Raw genomic sequence first — 17620 nt, forward strand, 5'->3', positions numbered from 1 at the left:
ATTGTGCGCTGCGCAACAGCCAGTCCTTCGTAAATGACGCAAAATATGCCATAAACGCGCAAATCGGGTGTCAAACCCGAAAGTCACACTATTGTTATAGTGTTATCGCGACGTGCAGTTTTGGGGCGTAAAAAAATCAAACCAACCGCGCCCATCAGGTTTCAGTTCTTGACAGTGCGCTTGCGCACGCTATCAAGGGTGGCTCAATTTCAAGGGGCCGGTTTTCGGCACAGTCTTCGTAGAAGCGGACAAGGGTTTATTTAATATAATGACACGCGCACTCGTTTTCCCCGGACAGGGGTCGCAAGCGGTAGGTATGGGCAAGGAACTGGCAGACGCATTCCCGGTTGCCCGCGAAGTTTTCCAGGAAGTTGATGATGCGCTTTCGCAAAAGCTTAGCGCGCTGATGTTCGAAGGTCCGGAAAACGAATTGACCCTGACCGAAAACGCGCAGCCGGCTTTGATGGCGGTCAGCCTTGCGGTGACACGTGTTCTGGAAAAAGAAGGCGGCTTTACCCTGACCGATAAGTGCGATCTTGTTGCCGGTCATTCCCTTGGCGAATATTCCGCCCTTGCAGCAGCTGGCACCTTTGCCATTTCCGATGCCGCGCGCCTTTTGAAGATCCGTGGTCAGGCGATGCAGGCCGCCGTTCCGGTCGGTGTTGGCGCGATGGCAGCCCTTCTTGGTCTTGATTATGTCGACGCGGTCGCGGTTGCCGAAGAAGCAGCACAAGGTGAAGTTTGCACCGCCGCCAATGATAATGCCAGCGGGCAGGTCGTTGTTTCCGGTCACAAGGCGGCTGTGGAACGCGCGATTGAGATCGCCAAGGAAAAGGGCGCAAAGCGCGCTGTGTTGTTGCCGGTATCGGCACCGTTCCATTGTGCCCTGATGCAGCCGGCAGCCGATCGCATGGCAGAGGCGCTTGGCGCTGTGACCATGAATGCACCTGGCAAGCCGGTCGTTGCCAACGTGACCGCAGAAAAAACTGACGATCCGGAAACCATTCGTAAACTCCTTGTAGAGCAGGTTTGCGGCACCGTGCGCTGGCGTGAGTCGGTTCTTTATATGAAAGAGCAGGGCATCACCGATCTGGTAGAGATCGGCGCAGGCAAAGTTTTGACCGGCATGGTACGCCGTATTGACCGCGATCTGAGTGGCACGGCTGTGAATGGTCCGGCAGATATCGAAGCATTCCTCGGCGCTCTGTAAGAGTGTCCGGAACACGAACGAACCCAAAGGGAACGAAAATTTATGTTTGATCTTGCAGGGAAAACAGCACTCGTAACCGGTGCGACCGGCGGTATCGGTGGCGAAATCGCCAAGGTTCTGGCCGAAGCCGGTGCGAAGGTTGCTCTGTCGGGGACCCGTCAGGAACGCCTCGAAGCGGTTGCTGCCGAAATCGGCGGCAACGCGGTTGTTGTTCCGGCCAACCTTTCGGATAAAGAATCGGTCGATGGCCTGATCAAAAATGCCGAGGAAGCCCTTGGCGGTCAGCTTGATATTCTGGTCAACAATGCCGGAATTACCCGTGATCAGCTTGCCATGCGTCTTAAGGACGAAGACTGGCAGGCGGTTATTGATGTGAACCTGACCTCTGCCTTCAAGCTTGCGCGCAATTCGCTGCGCGGCATGATGAAGCGTCGCCACGGCCGTATTATCAACATCACCTCGATCGTTGGTGTGACCGGTAACCCGGGCCAGACCAACTATGCCGCTGCCAAGGCCGGGATGATCGGTTGGTCAAAATCGCTGGCGCAAGAGGTTGCGGCGCGCGGAATTACGGTTAACTGTGTGGCACCGGGCTTTATTACCACGGCCATGACCGAAGAACTCGGAGATGCCCAGAAAGAAAAGCTTTTGGGCGGTATTCCGGCAGGTCGCATGGGCGACAGCAAAGAGATCGCAGCAGCGATTCTGTATCTTGCAAGTGACGAAGCAGCTTATGTCACAGGACAGACCTTGCATGTGAATGGCGGAATGGCGATGATTTAACCCGTTGCGGGTTGCCTTCTTTTCTGTTTAAAAGAGGCCGCTATACCAAATATTGAAACTGGCGATTGTTCGTTGCCGGTTTCCGGTTCCCGGGAACTCCTTCAATAGGGGGACACAACGGGTACCACGTGTAAACTAACTGACAGAAAACCTATTGAAGGATTTGAGCTATGAGTGATGTCGCAGATCGCGTGAAGAAGATCGTTGTCGAGCACCTCGGTGTTGAAGAAGACAAGGTCACTGAAAACGCAAGCTTCATCGACGATCTGGGCGCAGACAGCCTGGACACCGTTGAGCTGGTTATGGCGTTTGAAGAAGAATTCGGTTGTGAAATTCCGGATGACGCGGCTGAAAAAATTCTGACCGTTAAAGACGCGATCGACTTCATCGAAAAGGCGGACAGCTAAGTTTGCTGTTAGACATGGGCGCCTAGAGGGCATCCTCAGGCGCCCTTTTCGTCTTTGCTGGATTCATAGAATAAAGGCGTAATGCGGGATGAGACGCGTAGTTGTTACCGGTATTGGTGCTGTTACTCCGCTTGCTAGCGGGGCACAGAATACTTGGCAGAAACTGCTGAACAGCCAATCCGGGATCAAAAGCATCGATACGTTTGACGTGTCGGATATCCCTGCCAAAATCGCAGGCCTCGTGCCGCGCGGTGAGGGTGACGGACTTTTCAACGCTGAAGATCATGTCTCGATCAAAGACATGAAGAAAATGGACGATTTCATCGTCTATGGGATTGCTGCTGCTGATCAGGCGATTGCGGATTCTGGCTGGAAGCCGGAAACCGACGAAGATCAGGAAGCAACCGGCGTTTTGATCGGTTCGGGGATCGGTGGGTTGCCCAAGATTTCCGAGGCAACTGATCTGGTCAATAACGGCAAGACCCGTCGTGTCAGTCCGTTCTTCATTCCGTCTTGTCTGATTAACCTGGTCTCGGGTCAGGTTTCGATCAAACACGGTCTTAAAGGTCCGAACCATGCGGTGGTTACCGCCTGTTCGACCGGTGCACACGCCGTTGGCGACGCATCGCGCATGATTATGCTTGGCGATGCCGATGTCATGGTTGCGGGTGGTGCCGAAGCTGCTGTTTGCCGTCTTGGCATGGCGGGCTTTGCTGCTGCACGTGCGCTTTCGACCAGCTACAACGACACACCGACCGAAGCATCCCGTCCGTGGGATGAAGGCCGTGACGGTTTCGTCATGGGCGAAGGTGCGGGCTGTGTCGTTCTTGAAGAATACGAACACGCCAAGGCGCGTGGGGCACGGATTTACGCCGAAGTTGCCGGTTACGGCATGTCGGGTGATGCTTATCACATCACCGCACCGGCCGAAGACGGCAATGGCGGCTTCCGTTCGATGCGCAATGCTATCCGCAATGCGGGTCTGAACCCGGAAGATGTTGATTACGTCAACGCACACGGTACCTCGACTCCGCTGGGTGATGAAATCGAACTGGGTGCGGTCAAACGCCTGTTCGGTGATCATGCCCAGAAAATGTCGATGTCTTCGACCAAATCGGCAACCGGTCACCTTCTGGGTGCTGCCGGTGCGATTGAAGCAGTGTTCTCGATCCTTGCGATCCACGAAGGCGTTGTTCCGCCGACGTTGAACCTGCGCAATCCGTCCGAGGCATGCAAAGGCATCGATCTGGTTCCGCTTGAAGCCAAACAGCGTAAAGTCAATGTCGCTCTGTCGAACTCGTTCGGCTTTGGCGGCACCAACGCATCGCTTGTTTTCAAGGCCGTTTAAACAGCAGAGCAACCCCCGGGAGCATTCCCTTGAAGCGTTTTCTGCTTTTTATTGGCTTTCTGATCATCACCGCTGCTCTCGCCACAGGTGGGGCAGCGGTGTATGTTTATGTGCAATACACATCGCCGAGCAATTTGGCGCAGGAGCGCGACATCATCATCCCGCAGGGGACCGGTGTTCGCGGTATTGCCGAGATTTTCCAACGTGAAAACATCATCACTGAACCGCTGATCTTCCTTGCCGGGGTTCGCGTCAGTCAGCTTGACCGGTCGCTGCGGGCGGGGGAATACCATTTCCCGGCCCGGGTCAGCCCGAAACAGGCTGCTGAAATTCTGGCCTTTGGGGATACGGTCAAACGGTTTGTCACCATCCCAGAAGGTCTTCGTTCCGGCGAAATTGTCGATCGGATCAATCTGGTTGACGGATTAAGTGGCGAGATCGCCGATATTCCGGCCGATGGCACCTTGTTGCCCGAAACCTATCAGTTCTCGTTTGGGGATACGAAGCAAAGCATCATTGATCGCATGCGCGCAGCCCACGATGAAATGGTCAAACAGCTTTGGCCGGGCCGTCAGGACGGATTGCCGTTCGACACCATTGAAGAGGCGGTTATTCTGGCCTCCATCGTTGAACGCGAAACCGGTGTTGCTGGCGAACGGGCACGGGTTGCCGGCGTATTCATCAATCGCCTGCGACGCGATATGCGCCTGCAGTCTGATCCGACAGTTGCCTATGCGCTTAGCCCGGACAAGCGTCTCGAACGTCCACTGACGCGCAAGGACTGGCGTTTCGAGAGCCCCTATAACACCTATGTCACCAGCGGCTTGCCGCCGGGGCCGATCACCAATCCGGGGCGCGATGCGTTTTATGCCGTGCTGCATCCGGCTGCGACCGAAGATCTGTACTTCGTTGCAGACGGGACAGGTGGGCATGCCTTTGCCAGAACCCTTGATGAGCATAATCGCAACGTTGCCAAGTGGCGGCGCATCCGTGACGGGCAGTGATCACGCCAAAGAGTTTGGACCAAAAGATAAAGGCGGCATCAATCCGATGCCGCCTTTTTGCTTCCTAGTGTTCGCCTTGGCTATCGGGCGATGATGTTTTCTTCGGGATCCGGGATGCCGCAACATCCATCAACCATTGCGGTGTCATCTTAAGCATTCCGATGATCAGGTTCATTTGCCACGGGAAGGCGATCATGCCCTTGTTGCGTTCAAGCCCCCGCACGATCTTCTTTGCGGCCTTGTCGGCCTGCATGAAGAAGGGCATCGGAAATTCATTGGCATCAGTGATCCGGCTTTTAACAAAGCCCGGGCAGATGACATTGACCTTCACACCATCGGGCGCCAATGCACCACGCAACCCTTCGCCGTAAACCCGGACAGCCGCCTTGCTGGCGCAATAGGCCGGGGCAGAGGGCAATCCGCGCCAGGATGCCTGGGATGCAACCACGGCGACCTGACCGCGTCTGCGCGCACGCATGACCTTGATCGCCGGATCAATCGTGTTCAGGACACCGGCAACGTTGGTGGCAAAGATATCGCGTACCTGTTCGGGGCTTTCGCCAAGGCCACCGGTACCGGCCGAAATGCCGGCATTGGCGATGACAAGGCTGAGCTGCGCAATTTCATCGCAATGGGTGACATAGGCGTCCATTGTTTCGCGCGACGTCACATCGAGAACATCGGCATAAACATTGGCCCCGGCGGCGCGGCAATCATTTTCCACCAGTTGCAAGCGCGTTTGATTGCGACCGCTGATAAAAAGGGTCACGCCGGTACGTGCGAAATGGCGGGCAAGGGCAGCGCCAATACCCGAACTGGCACCGGTGATCAGAATGGCATCGTACTGAAAGGACATTGTTGCTCGTACTGGGTTTTGAAATAAGGAAATTGATTTTTGCGGAACATGCTGCAGCAATAGGGCAGCATTATGAAATACGGCTTATGTTTACCATATTGTCGTTATCGCGTGATGATCGGTGTTCACCCTTGGCGGGACACGGGCCAATGGTTATAAACGCCCAAACACAAAAGCGAACTGGATGAAAAGATGACCGTTTCAAGCATGACCGGATTTGCGCGCGTTGATGGCGCGGCCGATGGTTTCGGCTGGACCTGGGAACTGCGCAGCGTCAATGGCAAGGGGCTTGATGTTCGCCTGCGCCTGAATGGCGGGTTTGAGCGTCTTGAAGCCAAGGTGCGTGATGCGGTTTCCAAGCGGTTCAAGCGCGGCAATATGGGCGTGACCCTGAATGTTACGCGTTCCGGCGATAGCAATGCTTATTCGGTGAACCGTGAACTGCTTTCCGAACTGGTCCAGATCGCCGAGGAGTTTGATAACACCAGCAGTCTGTCGGCCGGAACGATTGCAGATCTTATGAATGTGCGTGGTGTGCTTGAGGCCTATGAGCCACAGGAAGACGAAGCAACCCGGGACGCCAATGATGCCGCCGTGCTGGCAAGCCTGAATGAGGCGATTGATCAGATGGCCGCCCACCGGGCAGAAGAAGGCGAAAAACTTGACGCGATGCTGCGTGGCCATGTCGATAACATCGAGGCAACTGTTACACGTGCTGAAAATTGCGAATCAGCGCGCGCAGACGCCATCAAGGATCGTCTGAAACGCCAGGTCGAAGAATTGATGGATGCGGGCAAGTTCGATCCAGAACGTCTGCATCAGGAAGCTGCAGTCCTCGCCACCAAGGCAGATATCCGCGAAGAGATTGATCGTCTGAAAGCCCATATCACGGCTGCCCGTGATATGCTTTCAAAGGGTGGATCTATCGGGCGCAAGCTTGATTTCCTGTGTCAGGAATTCAATCGCGAAGCCAATACCTTGTGCTCGAAAGCCAACGATATTGAACTGACCAATTGCGGGATGGAGCTTAAAGTGATCATCGATCAGCTCCGCGAGCAGGTCCAGAACGTCGAATAAGCGGGTAGGGAAGGAACTTTGATGACTGATCCGCATAACCGCCGTGGCGTGATGCTGGTGTTCTGTGCGCCGTCCGGTGCCGGGAAAACGACAATCACTCGTCAGTTGCTTAAAAACGATGACAAGATCTCCTTGTCTGTATCGGCAACAACGCGTGCAGCCCGCCCGGGTGAGGAAGAAGGTACCCACTACTTTTTCAAATCGGTTGATGAATTCAAACATATGATCGCCGATGACGAACTGCTTGAATGGGCAGAAGTGTTTGGCAATTACTATGGCACGCCGATTGGACCGGTTGAAAAGGCACTGTCGGAAGGCCGCGATGTGCTGTTTGACATCGACTGGCAGGGGGCGCGTCAACTGCGCGACAAGGGCGGTGATGACGTTGTATCGGTCTTTATCCTGCCGCCGTCATCGGGGGAGTTGGAACGCCGCCTACGTGATCGCGGACAGGACGCCGATGACGTGATTATGAAACGCATGGCCAAGGCCGGTGCCGAGATCAGCCATTGGGAAGAATTTGACTATGTGCTGATCAATGATGATCTCACTCGTTGCATCGCCGATGTTCAACACATTATCGGTGCCGAACGGATCAAACGCGAACGCCAGACGGGCTTGCCGGGCTTTGTCAAAAAGCTTCTGACAGACTAATACCGAACAGGAAAATGGCCGCTTTACGAAGCGGCCATTTCATCATGAACCTGTGTCAGGCGGACAAAATCCGCAACACTGAGTTCCTCGGCCCGGACAGTTTCCGTAATCCCTGCCTTCGCAAGCAATTCACCCACATTGATGTTCAGGGTCTTAAGGCTTGCGCGCAACATCTTTCGCCGCTGCCCGAAAGCGGCCTGGGTAATTTTCGCAAGGCTATCCAAATTGATGTCTGTGCCGCGATCCGCCTTGGGGCGCAATTGCACGACGGCAGAGGTCACCTTTGGCGGTGGGGTAAAGGCACTGCGGTGGACATCAAACAGGATGTCGCAGTCACACAAATACTGACACAGGACCGATAGACGCCCATAGGCTTTGCTCTTCGGACGCGCGACGACACGTTCGGCCACTTCCTTTTGAAACATTAGGGTCAGGCTTGCGAACTGATCAATCTGCATCAGCCAGCCCAGCAATAGCTGAGTACCGACATTATAGGGCAGGTTGGCGACGATCTTGCGCGGGGCCGGGCCCAATGTTGTGACATCGACCTCAAGCGCATCGCCATCAATGACGTGCAGCGCACCGGGGTAATGATTGCTGATCTGTTCCAAAACCGGTTGGCAGCGCGGGTCACGCTCGATCACGGTCAGGTTCTTCGCACCGTTAAACAGCAACGCACGCGTCAGGCCGCCGGGCCCCGGACCTATTTCGATCACGGTGGCATCATCAAGCGGTGCGGCCGCACGGGCAATGCGCCCGGTCAGGTTCAAATCAAACAGGAAGTTCTGGCCGAATTTCTTTTGCGCGGAAAGATCATGGGTTGCGATCACTTCGCGCAGCGGCGGAAGGCCGTCATTGGCAAGCTTGCCAGTATTGTCGTTATCTTCTGACACGTCGGTCAGGCTCCTGTCGCAAGGCGTTTTGTCGCCATTTCTGCTGCCATCTTCAGGGCCGCAATCAGGCTATCGGGGCGCGCGATGCCTTTGCCGGCGATATCAAGTGCGGTGCCATGATCGGGGGATGTTCTGATAAATGGCAATCCGAGTGTGACATTCACACCACCATGGAAATCAAGCGTCTTGACCGGTATCAGGGCTTGATCGTGATAGGGGCAGAGCGCCACATCGTAATTGGCGCGTGCCTCTTCATGGAACATGGTGTCGGCCGGCAAGGGGCCGATAACATCCACACCTTCATCATGCAGTTGTTTGATGGCCGGGGCCATGATGGTTTTTTCTTCGGTACCCATCGTGCCATCTTCGCCCGCATGCGGGTTCAGCCCGGCAATTGCAAGGCGCGGCTTGGCGATCCCGAAGGCATTTTGCAGGGAGTGATGCGTGATCCGGCAACGCTCGACAATCAGCTCAGTTGTTAACTGCGTCGGAACATCCTTGAGCGGGATATGGATGGTTAGCGGCACGACGCGCAGTTTGCTGTTGGCCAGCATCATGACGGGTATTGCGCCCGGTCCTGCGAGCTCTGCCAAAAACTCTGTATGGCCGGGATGGCGGAAGCCCGCTTCATACAATGCGCTTTTCTGGATCGGGTTGGTGACGACGGCACTTGCTTTACCCAAGGTCGCCAGTTCGACGGCCTTTGTGATGCTCTCAATCACGACGCTTGCGGTTTTGGGCGATGTTACACCTGAAACTACTTCGGCAGCGCTATCTGCGATTTCCAGAACCGGCAGGGCATCCTTAAAAACGGACGTGGCTTCGTCGATTGTCTGGATCACGCGCACCGGAACATCAGTACCGCTTCTGGCGATTGCTTGAGTGATCATGCTTACAGGCGAGATCAGGCAAAATGGTGCAAGCTCATCCTGCGTACGAAGCAGCCATGCCTTGATGGCAAGCTCGGGGCCAATGCCGCCGGGCTCGCCGATCGTCAATGCGATGGAAGCGCGTTCTGTCATCTTGCTATCGGGGTCCTGTCGGCCGGATCAGATCCGGATATCAATAAATGCCTCACGGCGCAGTTCACGAAGTTTGCGGCGTGCCAGAATATCAAGACGTTCCAACCGCAGACGGTTTTCAATGTCCTGACGGCTAGGCAGGTTGCTTTCTTCTGTGGTGTTACAAATCATCACCATCAACGCACCGCCATCAACCTGAATAATGTTGGACGGTGTTCCTTCATCAAGATTGGTGACAGCCTGCCGGATCTGTCCAGAAAGTGCATCCGGCGAAATACCCTCCATCTTGCCGCTCAGATCAGATCCAAGGTCGACAGCAACATTCGCCATGGCGTCACAGCTATTTGCTGTTTCACGAGTGTTTTGCAGGACTGCGATTTTGGCGTCAATCTGGTCTTGCGGCATGTCACCGCTAATCGGGACAAACAGCTGATAAAGGTCCAGTCTGGTGTCGGTAACAGCATCGGTATCACCAACGCGACGATCCAGCAATTTAACGATGTAATACCCGCGGACGGTCTGGACCGGCGCACTTACGTCACCGGGTTGCAGCTGGTTGACCGCCTGCTGCAAGTCAGCCGACATTTCACCGGCATAAAGCCAACCAAGGTCGCCACCATTGGCGGCACTTGCACTGGCTGAGAACTGTCGTGCTAGGCCCGCAAAATCCGCGCCCTTGTTCAGAGCATCACGGATCTCTTGTGCGGTTTGGTAAACACGTGTGCTGTCCTGCGGATTGTCGACAGGGAGGAAGATTTCCTGAACGCGGTTACGCGGCTTGTTCTGGTTGCTGATGATGCGCTCAAGCGTGTCGTCAATTTCGGCTTCGGAAATCTGAACTTCACCGCGCATGCTGCCAAGAACTTTTTGCCAGGCGACCTGCGGGCGGATTTGATTTTCAATCGTTCCGGATGCGATTTGCCGTTGCGACAGATACCTGTCGAGCATGCCGTCCGGAAGGCCGGCATTCTGTTCGATCATTGACTTGCCGCGCGCGATGTCTTCATCGGTCACTTCGATGCCACGACGTTCGGCTTCCTGCAGTTGCAGCTTTTCATTGATCAGTTGCTGCAAAATCTGCGGCGCCATCTCGTTGCTGCGCTGAGGCGTCATCTCGATGTTGGAGGAGACGGCAACAAGTTTGATACGTTCAACCAGATCAATGACTGAAATCGGGTCATCATTGACCACGGCAGCAACGCCAACGGGCGACTGTGCACGAACTGGTGCGACCATCATCGATAGTGTGACAGCAATCATCACAGCGCAGATTTTTAAGGATGTCGAAATCGAAATATTGCAAATCATTTTTACTTACAATCCGGCTGCAGATGCAAACTCGCCAAGGGTCTTGAAAACGAGACGGAAAAGGAATTCGTCAGATTCACCTAAATCCTGATCCCGATAGAATGTCCGGCGGACACGACCATCGAAGATGAAGCACTCATCTTCATAAACGAAACCGATACCATATTCCAAGGGGTCGGTTTCATCGATGTCGTAGCGCCCATACGCCTGACCCGACCAGTACTGATTAAATTGACGTTGCGCGTGGAAGTAGATTTCCTCACGCTCATTGAATTCTTCGCTACCTGCTTCGTCTGTGAAGTGGAGATACGTTGTATTCAGGCTTAACGTATCGAGTGATCCGACAGTCGCTGTTACCTGATTTCGGCGAGCAGAAAAATCGTCTTTTGAAAGACGGTAGCGATATGTCAGATCAAGATATTGGTTCGGGGCGACAGTCACTCGGCCAACATAATCTGAAAGATGCTCATCAAGGCCGGAGCCTTGGGCAAAAGTATCATTTTCATTGGCGCGGTAGCTTTGGCCAAACATCGCGCTGGTATAGCCTCCTTGGGGGCCGTAGATACCCCACTCAAGGCCATAACTTGCCCTGAAACCGTCTTCTGCGCGATCCAGGCCGCCAAACCTGTCATGGGAGAACAGGTTGATATCGTCCAGTTCAAACGACTGCGAGTCCTCATTCGGAATCTCATCAGGATTTCCGCCGTTCGGAGACCAAGCTGCCATGACGATTGGTGTAATGACTTGTTGGTAGCTACCTTGGCTGCTTACGAACGGCATTTGCCAATCAATCGCAGCCAATGGTAGCAGGCGTCCCGTATATCCACTGTAGTTTTCTCTGTTAGTGCGAGATACGTCTGAGACAAGGTAGTTATCACTTCGGACGGAGAGACTAAGTTTGGTAACGTCACCCATTGTGCCTACATGAGGGAGCTCCCAACCCGCTCTCGCAGACACACGATGCGAATTGGTACCCTCATCGCGGGTCAAGGAGAGGCCATCCAGGTCCAAGGTTGTTATGCTACCGTATTTTGCTGGCGCGGATTGTCCGTGAAACTGCAGATGCGGCAAAACAATGGGAGTCGTGTCCCGGTCATCATCACTCTTCAGCCCTTGGAAGTAGTATGCATCAGCGCGCGTGTAGCTGGCGCCGCGAAACCCCTCGGTAAACAGGTTCGAGGTCAGGACAGAAGGTGAGCCAAAACCATACCGTGAGAGATAGGTTTTTTCTGAGGCTTGTTCGGCGTCAAAGCCCCAACGCCACGTCGGATCGATGTCAAACCGTCCTTTGGCGTCAATATGGCCCTGCCAGTCATCCTCTGTGTCTCTGGTAATGCTGTTGACGACGTCGAATTCCCCACTGTCCAGACGCTGTCTGTACTCGGTTGCGAGGACAGGACCTTCATCCGTTGTGTAGGTTGGCGTGAAAGTCATGTCCTTGCTATTGTCGATCGACCAGTAATAGGGTTGGCTGAAGTAGCTTCCAACGTGGCTGGTGCTGCCGAATGATGGCGCAAGCAAACCGGACTGCCGTTTCACGGTTGGGTCAGGATGCTGAAAATATGGGGTGTAGAGAACAGGAATACCCGCGACTTCGAGACGAGCGTCTTCGTATTCCACCGTTTTACTGTCTGAATCATGCAGTACGCGCGCGGCGCGAATGCGCCAAAGCGGTGTCGAACTACTGCCATTGTCTTCGCAGACTTTGCAGGGAGAGTACACGGCTTTGGCAATCTCGGTAAAGTTCCCACCGCTGCGACGGGCACCAGCACCGGCAATCCGGGTGTTCTCATCCAAGAGTACGTAAATATCCTGAACGATCCCTTCCTTGAAATCGCCGCTCAGCTCGACGTAGCTTGCGAAGGTGACTTCGCCCGTCGGCTCTGTGATGCTTACATTTCCCGAAGCCGTGAGAACATCCTGTGATCGGTCATAGCTCACCGTATCAGCAAGCAATATACGTCCTTCGCGGGAAATTTCGACATTTCCACGCGCAGTGACGGTTTGCAGTTCCTGATTGTAATCGACCTCGTCGGCACTGAACAAAATGGCAGGTTCCGGAGGAGGAGCTTCTGAGCCAGTTGTTTGTGCGGTGGCAGAATGCAAGCTCGCAAGACCGCCAGCAACGAAAATCCCACAGCCCAGAATGGTGCCGGTCACAAGTCTTTTTATCATTCCCCCCGCCATGACCATAGGCTAGCCATCCTCAAGATGTAGCAATGTCGTAACCCCGAGCAACAGAGAAATTCCGGCTGGAGCCCATGCCGACAAAATCGGTGGAATTCCGCCTGAAACGCCCAAGGCTGAAATCACATCCGTGCAAAAATACAAAATGAAGCCGGTTGCGACACCCCCACCGATAACAAGGGATGCGCGCCGACGTCGAGAAAATTTAAGGCAAAATGCAGCCGCGATCAAAACCATGGCACATAAAAGTAAAGGTCTCGACAACAGGCTGTGAAAATGGATACGGTGACGGGTGGCATTAAAACCGGCACGTTCAAGCAGTGTGATAAAGGGCTTCAAGTCCCAGAATGACATCGTTTCCGGTGAAGCAAAACTGTCTTGTATCTTCCGCGCAGTCAGGTTCGTTGGCAGCATCATTTCTTCTGCAAACGTGCTGGCCTGACCGGGCACGAAGCTCCATGAATCATAGAAACGCCAAGTTCCTGGTTCGAGGACTGCCCGACCGGCATCGATCCGCATCGTGAAATCATCCGCATCTTCAAAACGGAAGATTGTCACGTTTCGAAGATCAAGTTGGTCGCCCTGCTGGTTGCTGACCGATCGCGCAAAAATAACCGCCTGACCGTCCTGCGTGCCTTGCCGCAACCATAGACCGCTTGAGGACAGGTTCATGACACTTGCATTGTTCTGCAAATAGCGCGCTTCAAGCGTCTCGTACTTCTGAAGCAGGATTGAGGACAACGGATTGAGTGCGCCTACCTGAAGGCCGCCTAGAACGAGGGCGCATAAGATAGGTGGTAGCATGAACTGCCATGCAGAGACACCGGCTGCACGCGTCACTACAAGCTCCTGATTTCCGGTCAGTTTCCAGAATGAAAACATCGACCCGAACAGAACGGCGAAAGGCAGGACTTTCTCCGTCATAAACGGAATACGACTGGCGGCCATTTGCAAGACAATGCTCACCGTGGCGTCCGGTTTATTGCCTGCACGGCGAAGGAGCTCGATAGTGTCACCGATCAGGATCAGACCGATCAGGAGTGCAAGAATAGACAGGATCGAAATCAGGACATGCTTACCAAAATACCATGTCAGAAGAGGTGAAATTCTCATGCTTCCGCCTCTTGGTTTATTGCGCGCCTTGCCTTGATAACCGGACCACGGAAAGTCCAGTAAAGCCCCAGGGCAATTGGTATCATTGCATTCAGATACATCAATGGAACAAGCGACGGATTTTTGGCAGCAAGGTTTTTCATGGTAATCCCGGCTGCCTGAAAAACCACCATGACACCAATTGCGAGCAACAATCTGCCGGTCTGACCACGTCTGGAGAAGCTGCTTGATACAAGTACAGCCAGTGCAATACTGGCAAACGCAATGGCGTTTAGGGGGGAAATCAGACGGTCATGCCCCTCTGCCCGAAAAGCATTAAGGTCTCTCTCTATTATGTCCGGGGGGACGGCAGTTAAGAGATTTTCAACGCTGCGTTCTCGCGCGTCTTGATAGCGAATGCCCTCGTCGACAGCGCCTTGTGCAATATCAACCGCATAGCGGTCAAAATAAAGGATCGACATGGTACCGTCGTCCGCATTGACTTCCTGGCGGTTGCCATCAAGCAGTACAATACGTGGACCCTCGTCAGTCCTCAGCAAGGCGCCATGTTTGGCCATCATGGTCGTTTGGGCATCGGGATCGCGTGCGTCATGCACCAGAATTCCCAGCAATTCGTTATCCCGACCGACTTCGCGAACGTAAATGGTCAAGCCGTCAATGTCGGTGAAGCTGCCTTCCTGCAACAGTACCGATGAGAAATCATTGCGGATCGAGAATTGCAGTTCCTTGAACTGTGTGTAGCTGTAGGGAAGGTAAAACAGTGTCAGGAAATAACAGACCGCTGTCGACAAAAGTGCGACAATCAGTGCTGGCTTGGCGAGTGCCCACTGGCTCAATCCCGCCGAGCGCATGACGATGAGTTCGCGGTCCTGGATCAGTTTGTTGTAGGTAAAGACAATAACGAAAAATAGCGCGATCGGAATAATGATCGTCAGAAAGCTGGGCAGCAACAGGGATGTCAGCTGCAAAAAGACCGAGATCGACAAACCCCGATTCACAATCATTTCAACAAAGCGCAAGCTTTGCGACAGCCAGATCACACACAGAAGCCCCAGTGTGACAAAGACCATCATGATCAGCTGCTGTTTGAGCATATATCGGGTTAAGCGATTCATTGGGCGGATTATAGAGAAGCAATCAAAAACCGAAACAGGAAATTGTCGTCAAACCCGTTCAAATCTTGCGGGATTTCCGAATGTTGGTCGGTTGGTGTCGTTAAGATCGGAATGGTTGAATAGGGGCGCCAAAAGAGTCGCACCATCCTTCTGCATCTGCGGCGATGGTGCGACGTCGTGATGGTTAAAAAGCACGGCAAAATTATGACTGCGGTTAAAGCAGTTCCGTTTCCGTGCAATTCCTGATTTGTGTCGCCATGAAAGCGGCTTCAGGCAGGAGTTGAGTGAAAAAGAACATGCAGCTTTTTGTCTTGGCCTTGCCTAGGTCTTGTGGTGTTTCGGCGTTATTCACAGCGCCAAGCGAGCGCAGCATCAGCCATCCGGAAATGCAAAGCGCGGCCTGACGCAAATACGGTGTGGCAAGCACTTGTGCCATATCAGCATCCGCAGCACAGCGATCCAACACGCAATCCGTTGAATTTTCGAGATCGGTAATGGCGTGATCCAGTTCACGGCGTGCCTTGGCGAGGTCGCTTGTTTCATCGATGTCTTTCAGGCCGTGGATGGTTTCCTTGATGTCTGCAAGCATTGCCATCAGCGCGGCCGCCTGATCCCTAAGCACCTTGCGTCCGATAAAATCAAGCGCCTGAATGCCATTGGTTCCCTCATAGATCGGCGCAATACGGGCGTCACGAAGGTGCTGGGCGGCCCCGGTTTCCTCGATAAAGCCCATGCCGCCGTGGATCTGCACGCCAAGGGATGCATTGTCGACCCCGAGATCAGTTGCCCAACCTTTGACCAGGGGGATCAAAAGGTCGGCCCGCGCCTGTGCTGCCGCACGATCCTGTTTGTCATGAAGGTGGTGGGCAAGGTCGAGCTGGGCGGCGGCATAAAGCGAAAGTGCACGCGCGGCATCGGTCGAGGACCTTATGCGCATCAACATGCGCTGCACATCACCGTGGACTGCAATCGGCGCCTCTTCGCCGGTTTTGGCATCCCGTCCCTGTTTGCGCGTGTTGGCATAATCAAGGGCCTGCTGATAGGCGCGCTCGGAAATGGCGACACCCTGTTGGCCAACGGCAAGCCTTGCGTTGTTCATCATGGTGAACATATAGGCAAGCCCCTTGCCTTCTTCGCCAACCAGATAGCCGGTCGCACCATCTTTGTCGCCAAACTGCAGAACCGCCGTCGGGCTGGCATGAATGCCAAGCTTGTGTTCAAGCGACACGCAGGTGACGTCGTTGCGTGCGCCGATTTCACCACTGTCCGAGACCAGATATTTCGGAACGACAAACAGTGAAATGCCTTTGACACCGGGAGGGGCATCGGGCGTTCGGGCCAGAACGAGATGCACGATGTTCTCGGTCATCTCGTGATCGCCATAGGTAATGAAAATCTTTTGACCGGAAATTTTGTAGCTGCCGTCCTCTTGCAAAACGGCCGTACTGCGCACTTTCGAAAGGTCCGATCCCGCCTGCGGTTCGGTCAGGTTCATGGTGCCTGTCCATTCACCTGATATCATGCGCGAAAGATACAGCTTTCGCTGCTGGTCCGATCCATGGGCAATAAGGGCCTCAATCGCGCCGGATGTCAGCATCGGGCAAAGCGCAAAGGCCATATTGGCCGCCTGCCACATTTCGGCAACTGCAGCGCCAAGCAATATCGGCAAGCCCATGCCGCCTTCGCTTTCCGGGGCGGATATACCTTGCCAGCCACCTTCACAGAATTGCGCATAGGCCTCGTTCCAGCCTGTCGGTGTGCGAACAGTACCGTCCTCAAGAATTTTTGCGCCTTCCTTGTCGCCGACGCGATTGAGCGGGGCGAGGACGGAGGCAGCAAATTTCCCTGCTTCTTCAAGGATTGCGTCAACCAGATCCGCACTGGTTTCACCATAGTGCGGCAGGTTGGAAACCGTATCCAGACCAATCACGTCATGGATCAGAAAACGGATATCTGAAATGGGGGGCGTAAAGTCGCTCATGAAAAAAGACGTCTCCCTGAAATGTGAGCCGCCCGCTCGGAACAGTCGGCTTTTGCCAACCTTGTTTTATTGCCCCGTAGCATAACGACCCGATCCCGCAAGATCGAGTCTGATTCGTGCAGTCGGGCGACAGGACGCATTCAACATTGGTTTAAGTCACGCTTTGTGGCTTTCACACTGGCGAAATGACAAAAGACTACCGATATGTTCCCAAGACCCAAGTTCGACGCCTTAAACAGGTAAAAGTTGCGTGATCTGGCATCTATTATTTGCCAAGGGGTCGCCAATCGAAAAAAGGCAGGCTAGACTTGTCGTTGTTCAAGGCCACTTGATGTTCAATATCCATTTGGTCAAAAAAATCGAAGGACAGGAGCAAGCTGTTGCTGCGTAAAGGAATATTGCCAATTTTGTTTGCGGTGGTGATTTCGTTCGCCGGGACAAGACTGGTGGCCTGTGCCGGGCCGGCATGGCCAAGCGATGAAGAACGCAGATTTCTGGACGCTTACCGCACCAGCGTGACCGCTGGCGCGAGCGAAGAACAGTTTGCCCATGCTGACAAGCTTTACGTCGAAGCACTTCAGGTCCTGTCGGAAACCTATGTCGAGCAAATTGATCGCGTGGCGTTTGTTGATAACAGCATTGCGATGTTGGGCGACCTTGAA

General features: G+C 54.1%; 15 protein-coding genes and 1 pseudogene. 8 read left to right on the forward strand and 8 right to left on the reverse strand.

Annotation, left to right across the window (positions count from 1 at the left end; genetic code table 11):
- The first annotated feature begins 268 nt into the window (after positions 1-268).
- The 5 genes from fabD (at position 269) to mltG (ending at position 4752) form a co-directional block, all read left to right on the forward strand.
- A complete protein-coding gene (fabD, locus tag B3Z49_RS00430; RefSeq protein ID WP_008890545.1) occupies positions 269-1210 on the forward strand; it encodes an ACP S-malonyltransferase in 942 nt (313 codons plus the stop codon).
- A gap of 42 nt (positions 1211-1252) precedes the next feature.
- A complete protein-coding gene (gene fabG / locus B3Z49_RS00435) occupies positions 1253-1993 on the forward strand; it encodes a 3-oxoacyl-[acyl-carrier-protein] reductase (RefSeq protein WP_296987296.1) in 741 nt (246 codons plus the stop codon).
- Positions 1994-2163: 170 nt separating this feature from the next.
- Entirely contained in the window at positions 2164-2400 is a 237-nt protein-coding gene (locus B3Z49_RS00440; protein ID WP_008890547.1) for an acyl carrier protein, read from the forward strand.
- Positions 2401-2488: 88 nt separating this feature from the next.
- Positions 2489-3748: a beta-ketoacyl-ACP synthase II gene (gene fabF, locus B3Z49_RS00445; RefSeq protein ID WP_008890548.1), complete on the forward strand. Its 1260-nt coding sequence runs from the start codon at positions 2489-2491 to the stop codon at positions 3746-3748.
- Positions 3749-3777: 29 nt separating this feature from the next.
- Entirely contained in the window at positions 3778-4752 is a 975-nt protein-coding gene (gene mltG, locus B3Z49_RS00450; RefSeq protein ID WP_197147182.1) for an endolytic transglycosylase MltG, read from the forward strand.
- Positions 4753-4816: 64 nt separating this feature from the next.
- Here mltG and B3Z49_RS00455 read toward each other — a convergent pair whose 3' ends face one another.
- Positions 4817-5608, reverse strand: a complete 792-nt coding sequence (locus B3Z49_RS00455) for an SDR family NAD(P)-dependent oxidoreductase (RefSeq protein ID WP_296987303.1) — start codon at positions 5606-5608, stop codon at positions 4817-4819.
- A gap of 192 nt (positions 5609-5800) precedes the next feature.
- Here B3Z49_RS00455 and B3Z49_RS00460 point away from each other — a divergent pair, with 192 nt between their 5' ends.
- A complete protein-coding gene (locus B3Z49_RS00460) occupies positions 5801-6685 on the forward strand; it encodes a YicC/YloC family endoribonuclease (RefSeq protein ID WP_296987305.1) in 885 nt (294 codons plus the stop codon).
- Between the two features lie 21 nt (positions 6686-6706).
- Positions 6707-7339: a guanylate kinase gene (gene gmk, locus B3Z49_RS00465; RefSeq protein ID WP_296987306.1), complete on the forward strand. Its 633-nt coding sequence runs from the start codon at positions 6707-6709 to the stop codon at positions 7337-7339.
- A gap of 23 nt (positions 7340-7362) precedes the next feature.
- Here the strand turns inward: gmk and rsmA are convergent, their stop codons facing one another.
- The 7 genes from rsmA to B3Z49_RS00500 form a co-directional block, all read right to left on the reverse strand.
- Positions 7363-8232, reverse strand: coding sequence for a 16S rRNA (adenine(1518)-N(6)/adenine(1519)-N(6))-dimethyltransferase RsmA (gene rsmA, locus B3Z49_RS00470; protein WP_008890553.1), 870 nt, complete (start codon positions 8230-8232; stop codon positions 7363-7365).
- A 5-nt stretch (positions 8233-8237) separates the two neighbouring features.
- Positions 8238-9254 (reverse strand): 4-hydroxythreonine-4-phosphate dehydrogenase PdxA, encoded by a 1017-nt coding sequence (gene pdxA / locus B3Z49_RS00475; RefSeq protein ID WP_296987309.1) that lies wholly within the window; start codon positions 9252-9254, stop codon positions 8238-8240.
- A 27-nt stretch (positions 9255-9281) separates the two neighbouring features.
- Positions 9282-10562, reverse strand: a complete 1281-nt coding sequence (locus B3Z49_RS00480) for a peptidylprolyl isomerase (RefSeq protein ID WP_296987311.1) — start codon at positions 10560-10562, stop codon at positions 9282-9284.
- Between the two features lie 6 nt (positions 10563-10568).
- Entirely contained in the window at positions 10569-12737 is a 2169-nt protein-coding gene (locus tag B3Z49_RS00485; RefSeq protein ID WP_296987314.1) for an LPS-assembly protein LptD, read from the reverse strand.
- 21 nt (positions 12738-12758) lie between these two features.
- Positions 12759-13862, reverse strand: a complete 1104-nt coding sequence (gene lptG / locus B3Z49_RS00490) for an LPS export ABC transporter permease LptG (protein ID WP_296987315.1) — start codon at positions 13860-13862, stop codon at positions 12759-12761.
- A complete protein-coding gene (gene lptF, locus B3Z49_RS00495) occupies positions 13859-14977 on the reverse strand; it encodes an LPS export ABC transporter permease LptF (RefSeq protein ID WP_296987317.1) in 1119 nt (372 codons plus the stop codon). The genes lptG and lptF overlap by 4 nt, the downstream gene beginning before the upstream one ends.
- 214 nt (positions 14978-15191) lie before the next feature.
- The gene (locus tag B3Z49_RS00500) at positions 15192-16958 is read right to left on the reverse strand and encodes an acyl-CoA dehydrogenase (protein ID WP_296987320.1); all 1767 of its coding nucleotides are present in this window, start codon (positions 16956-16958) and stop codon (positions 15192-15194) included.
- 380 nt (positions 16959-17338) lie between these two features.
- Here B3Z49_RS00500 and B3Z49_RS00505 point away from each other — a divergent pair.
- Positions 17339-17620: pseudogene (locus tag B3Z49_RS00505) on the forward strand (S41 family peptidase); the annotation flags it as partial.

The organism is Thalassospira sp. UBA1131, from assembly GCF_002311515.1.
Taxonomy (GTDB): domain Bacteria; phylum Pseudomonadota; class Alphaproteobacteria; order Rhodospirillales; family Thalassospiraceae; genus Thalassospira.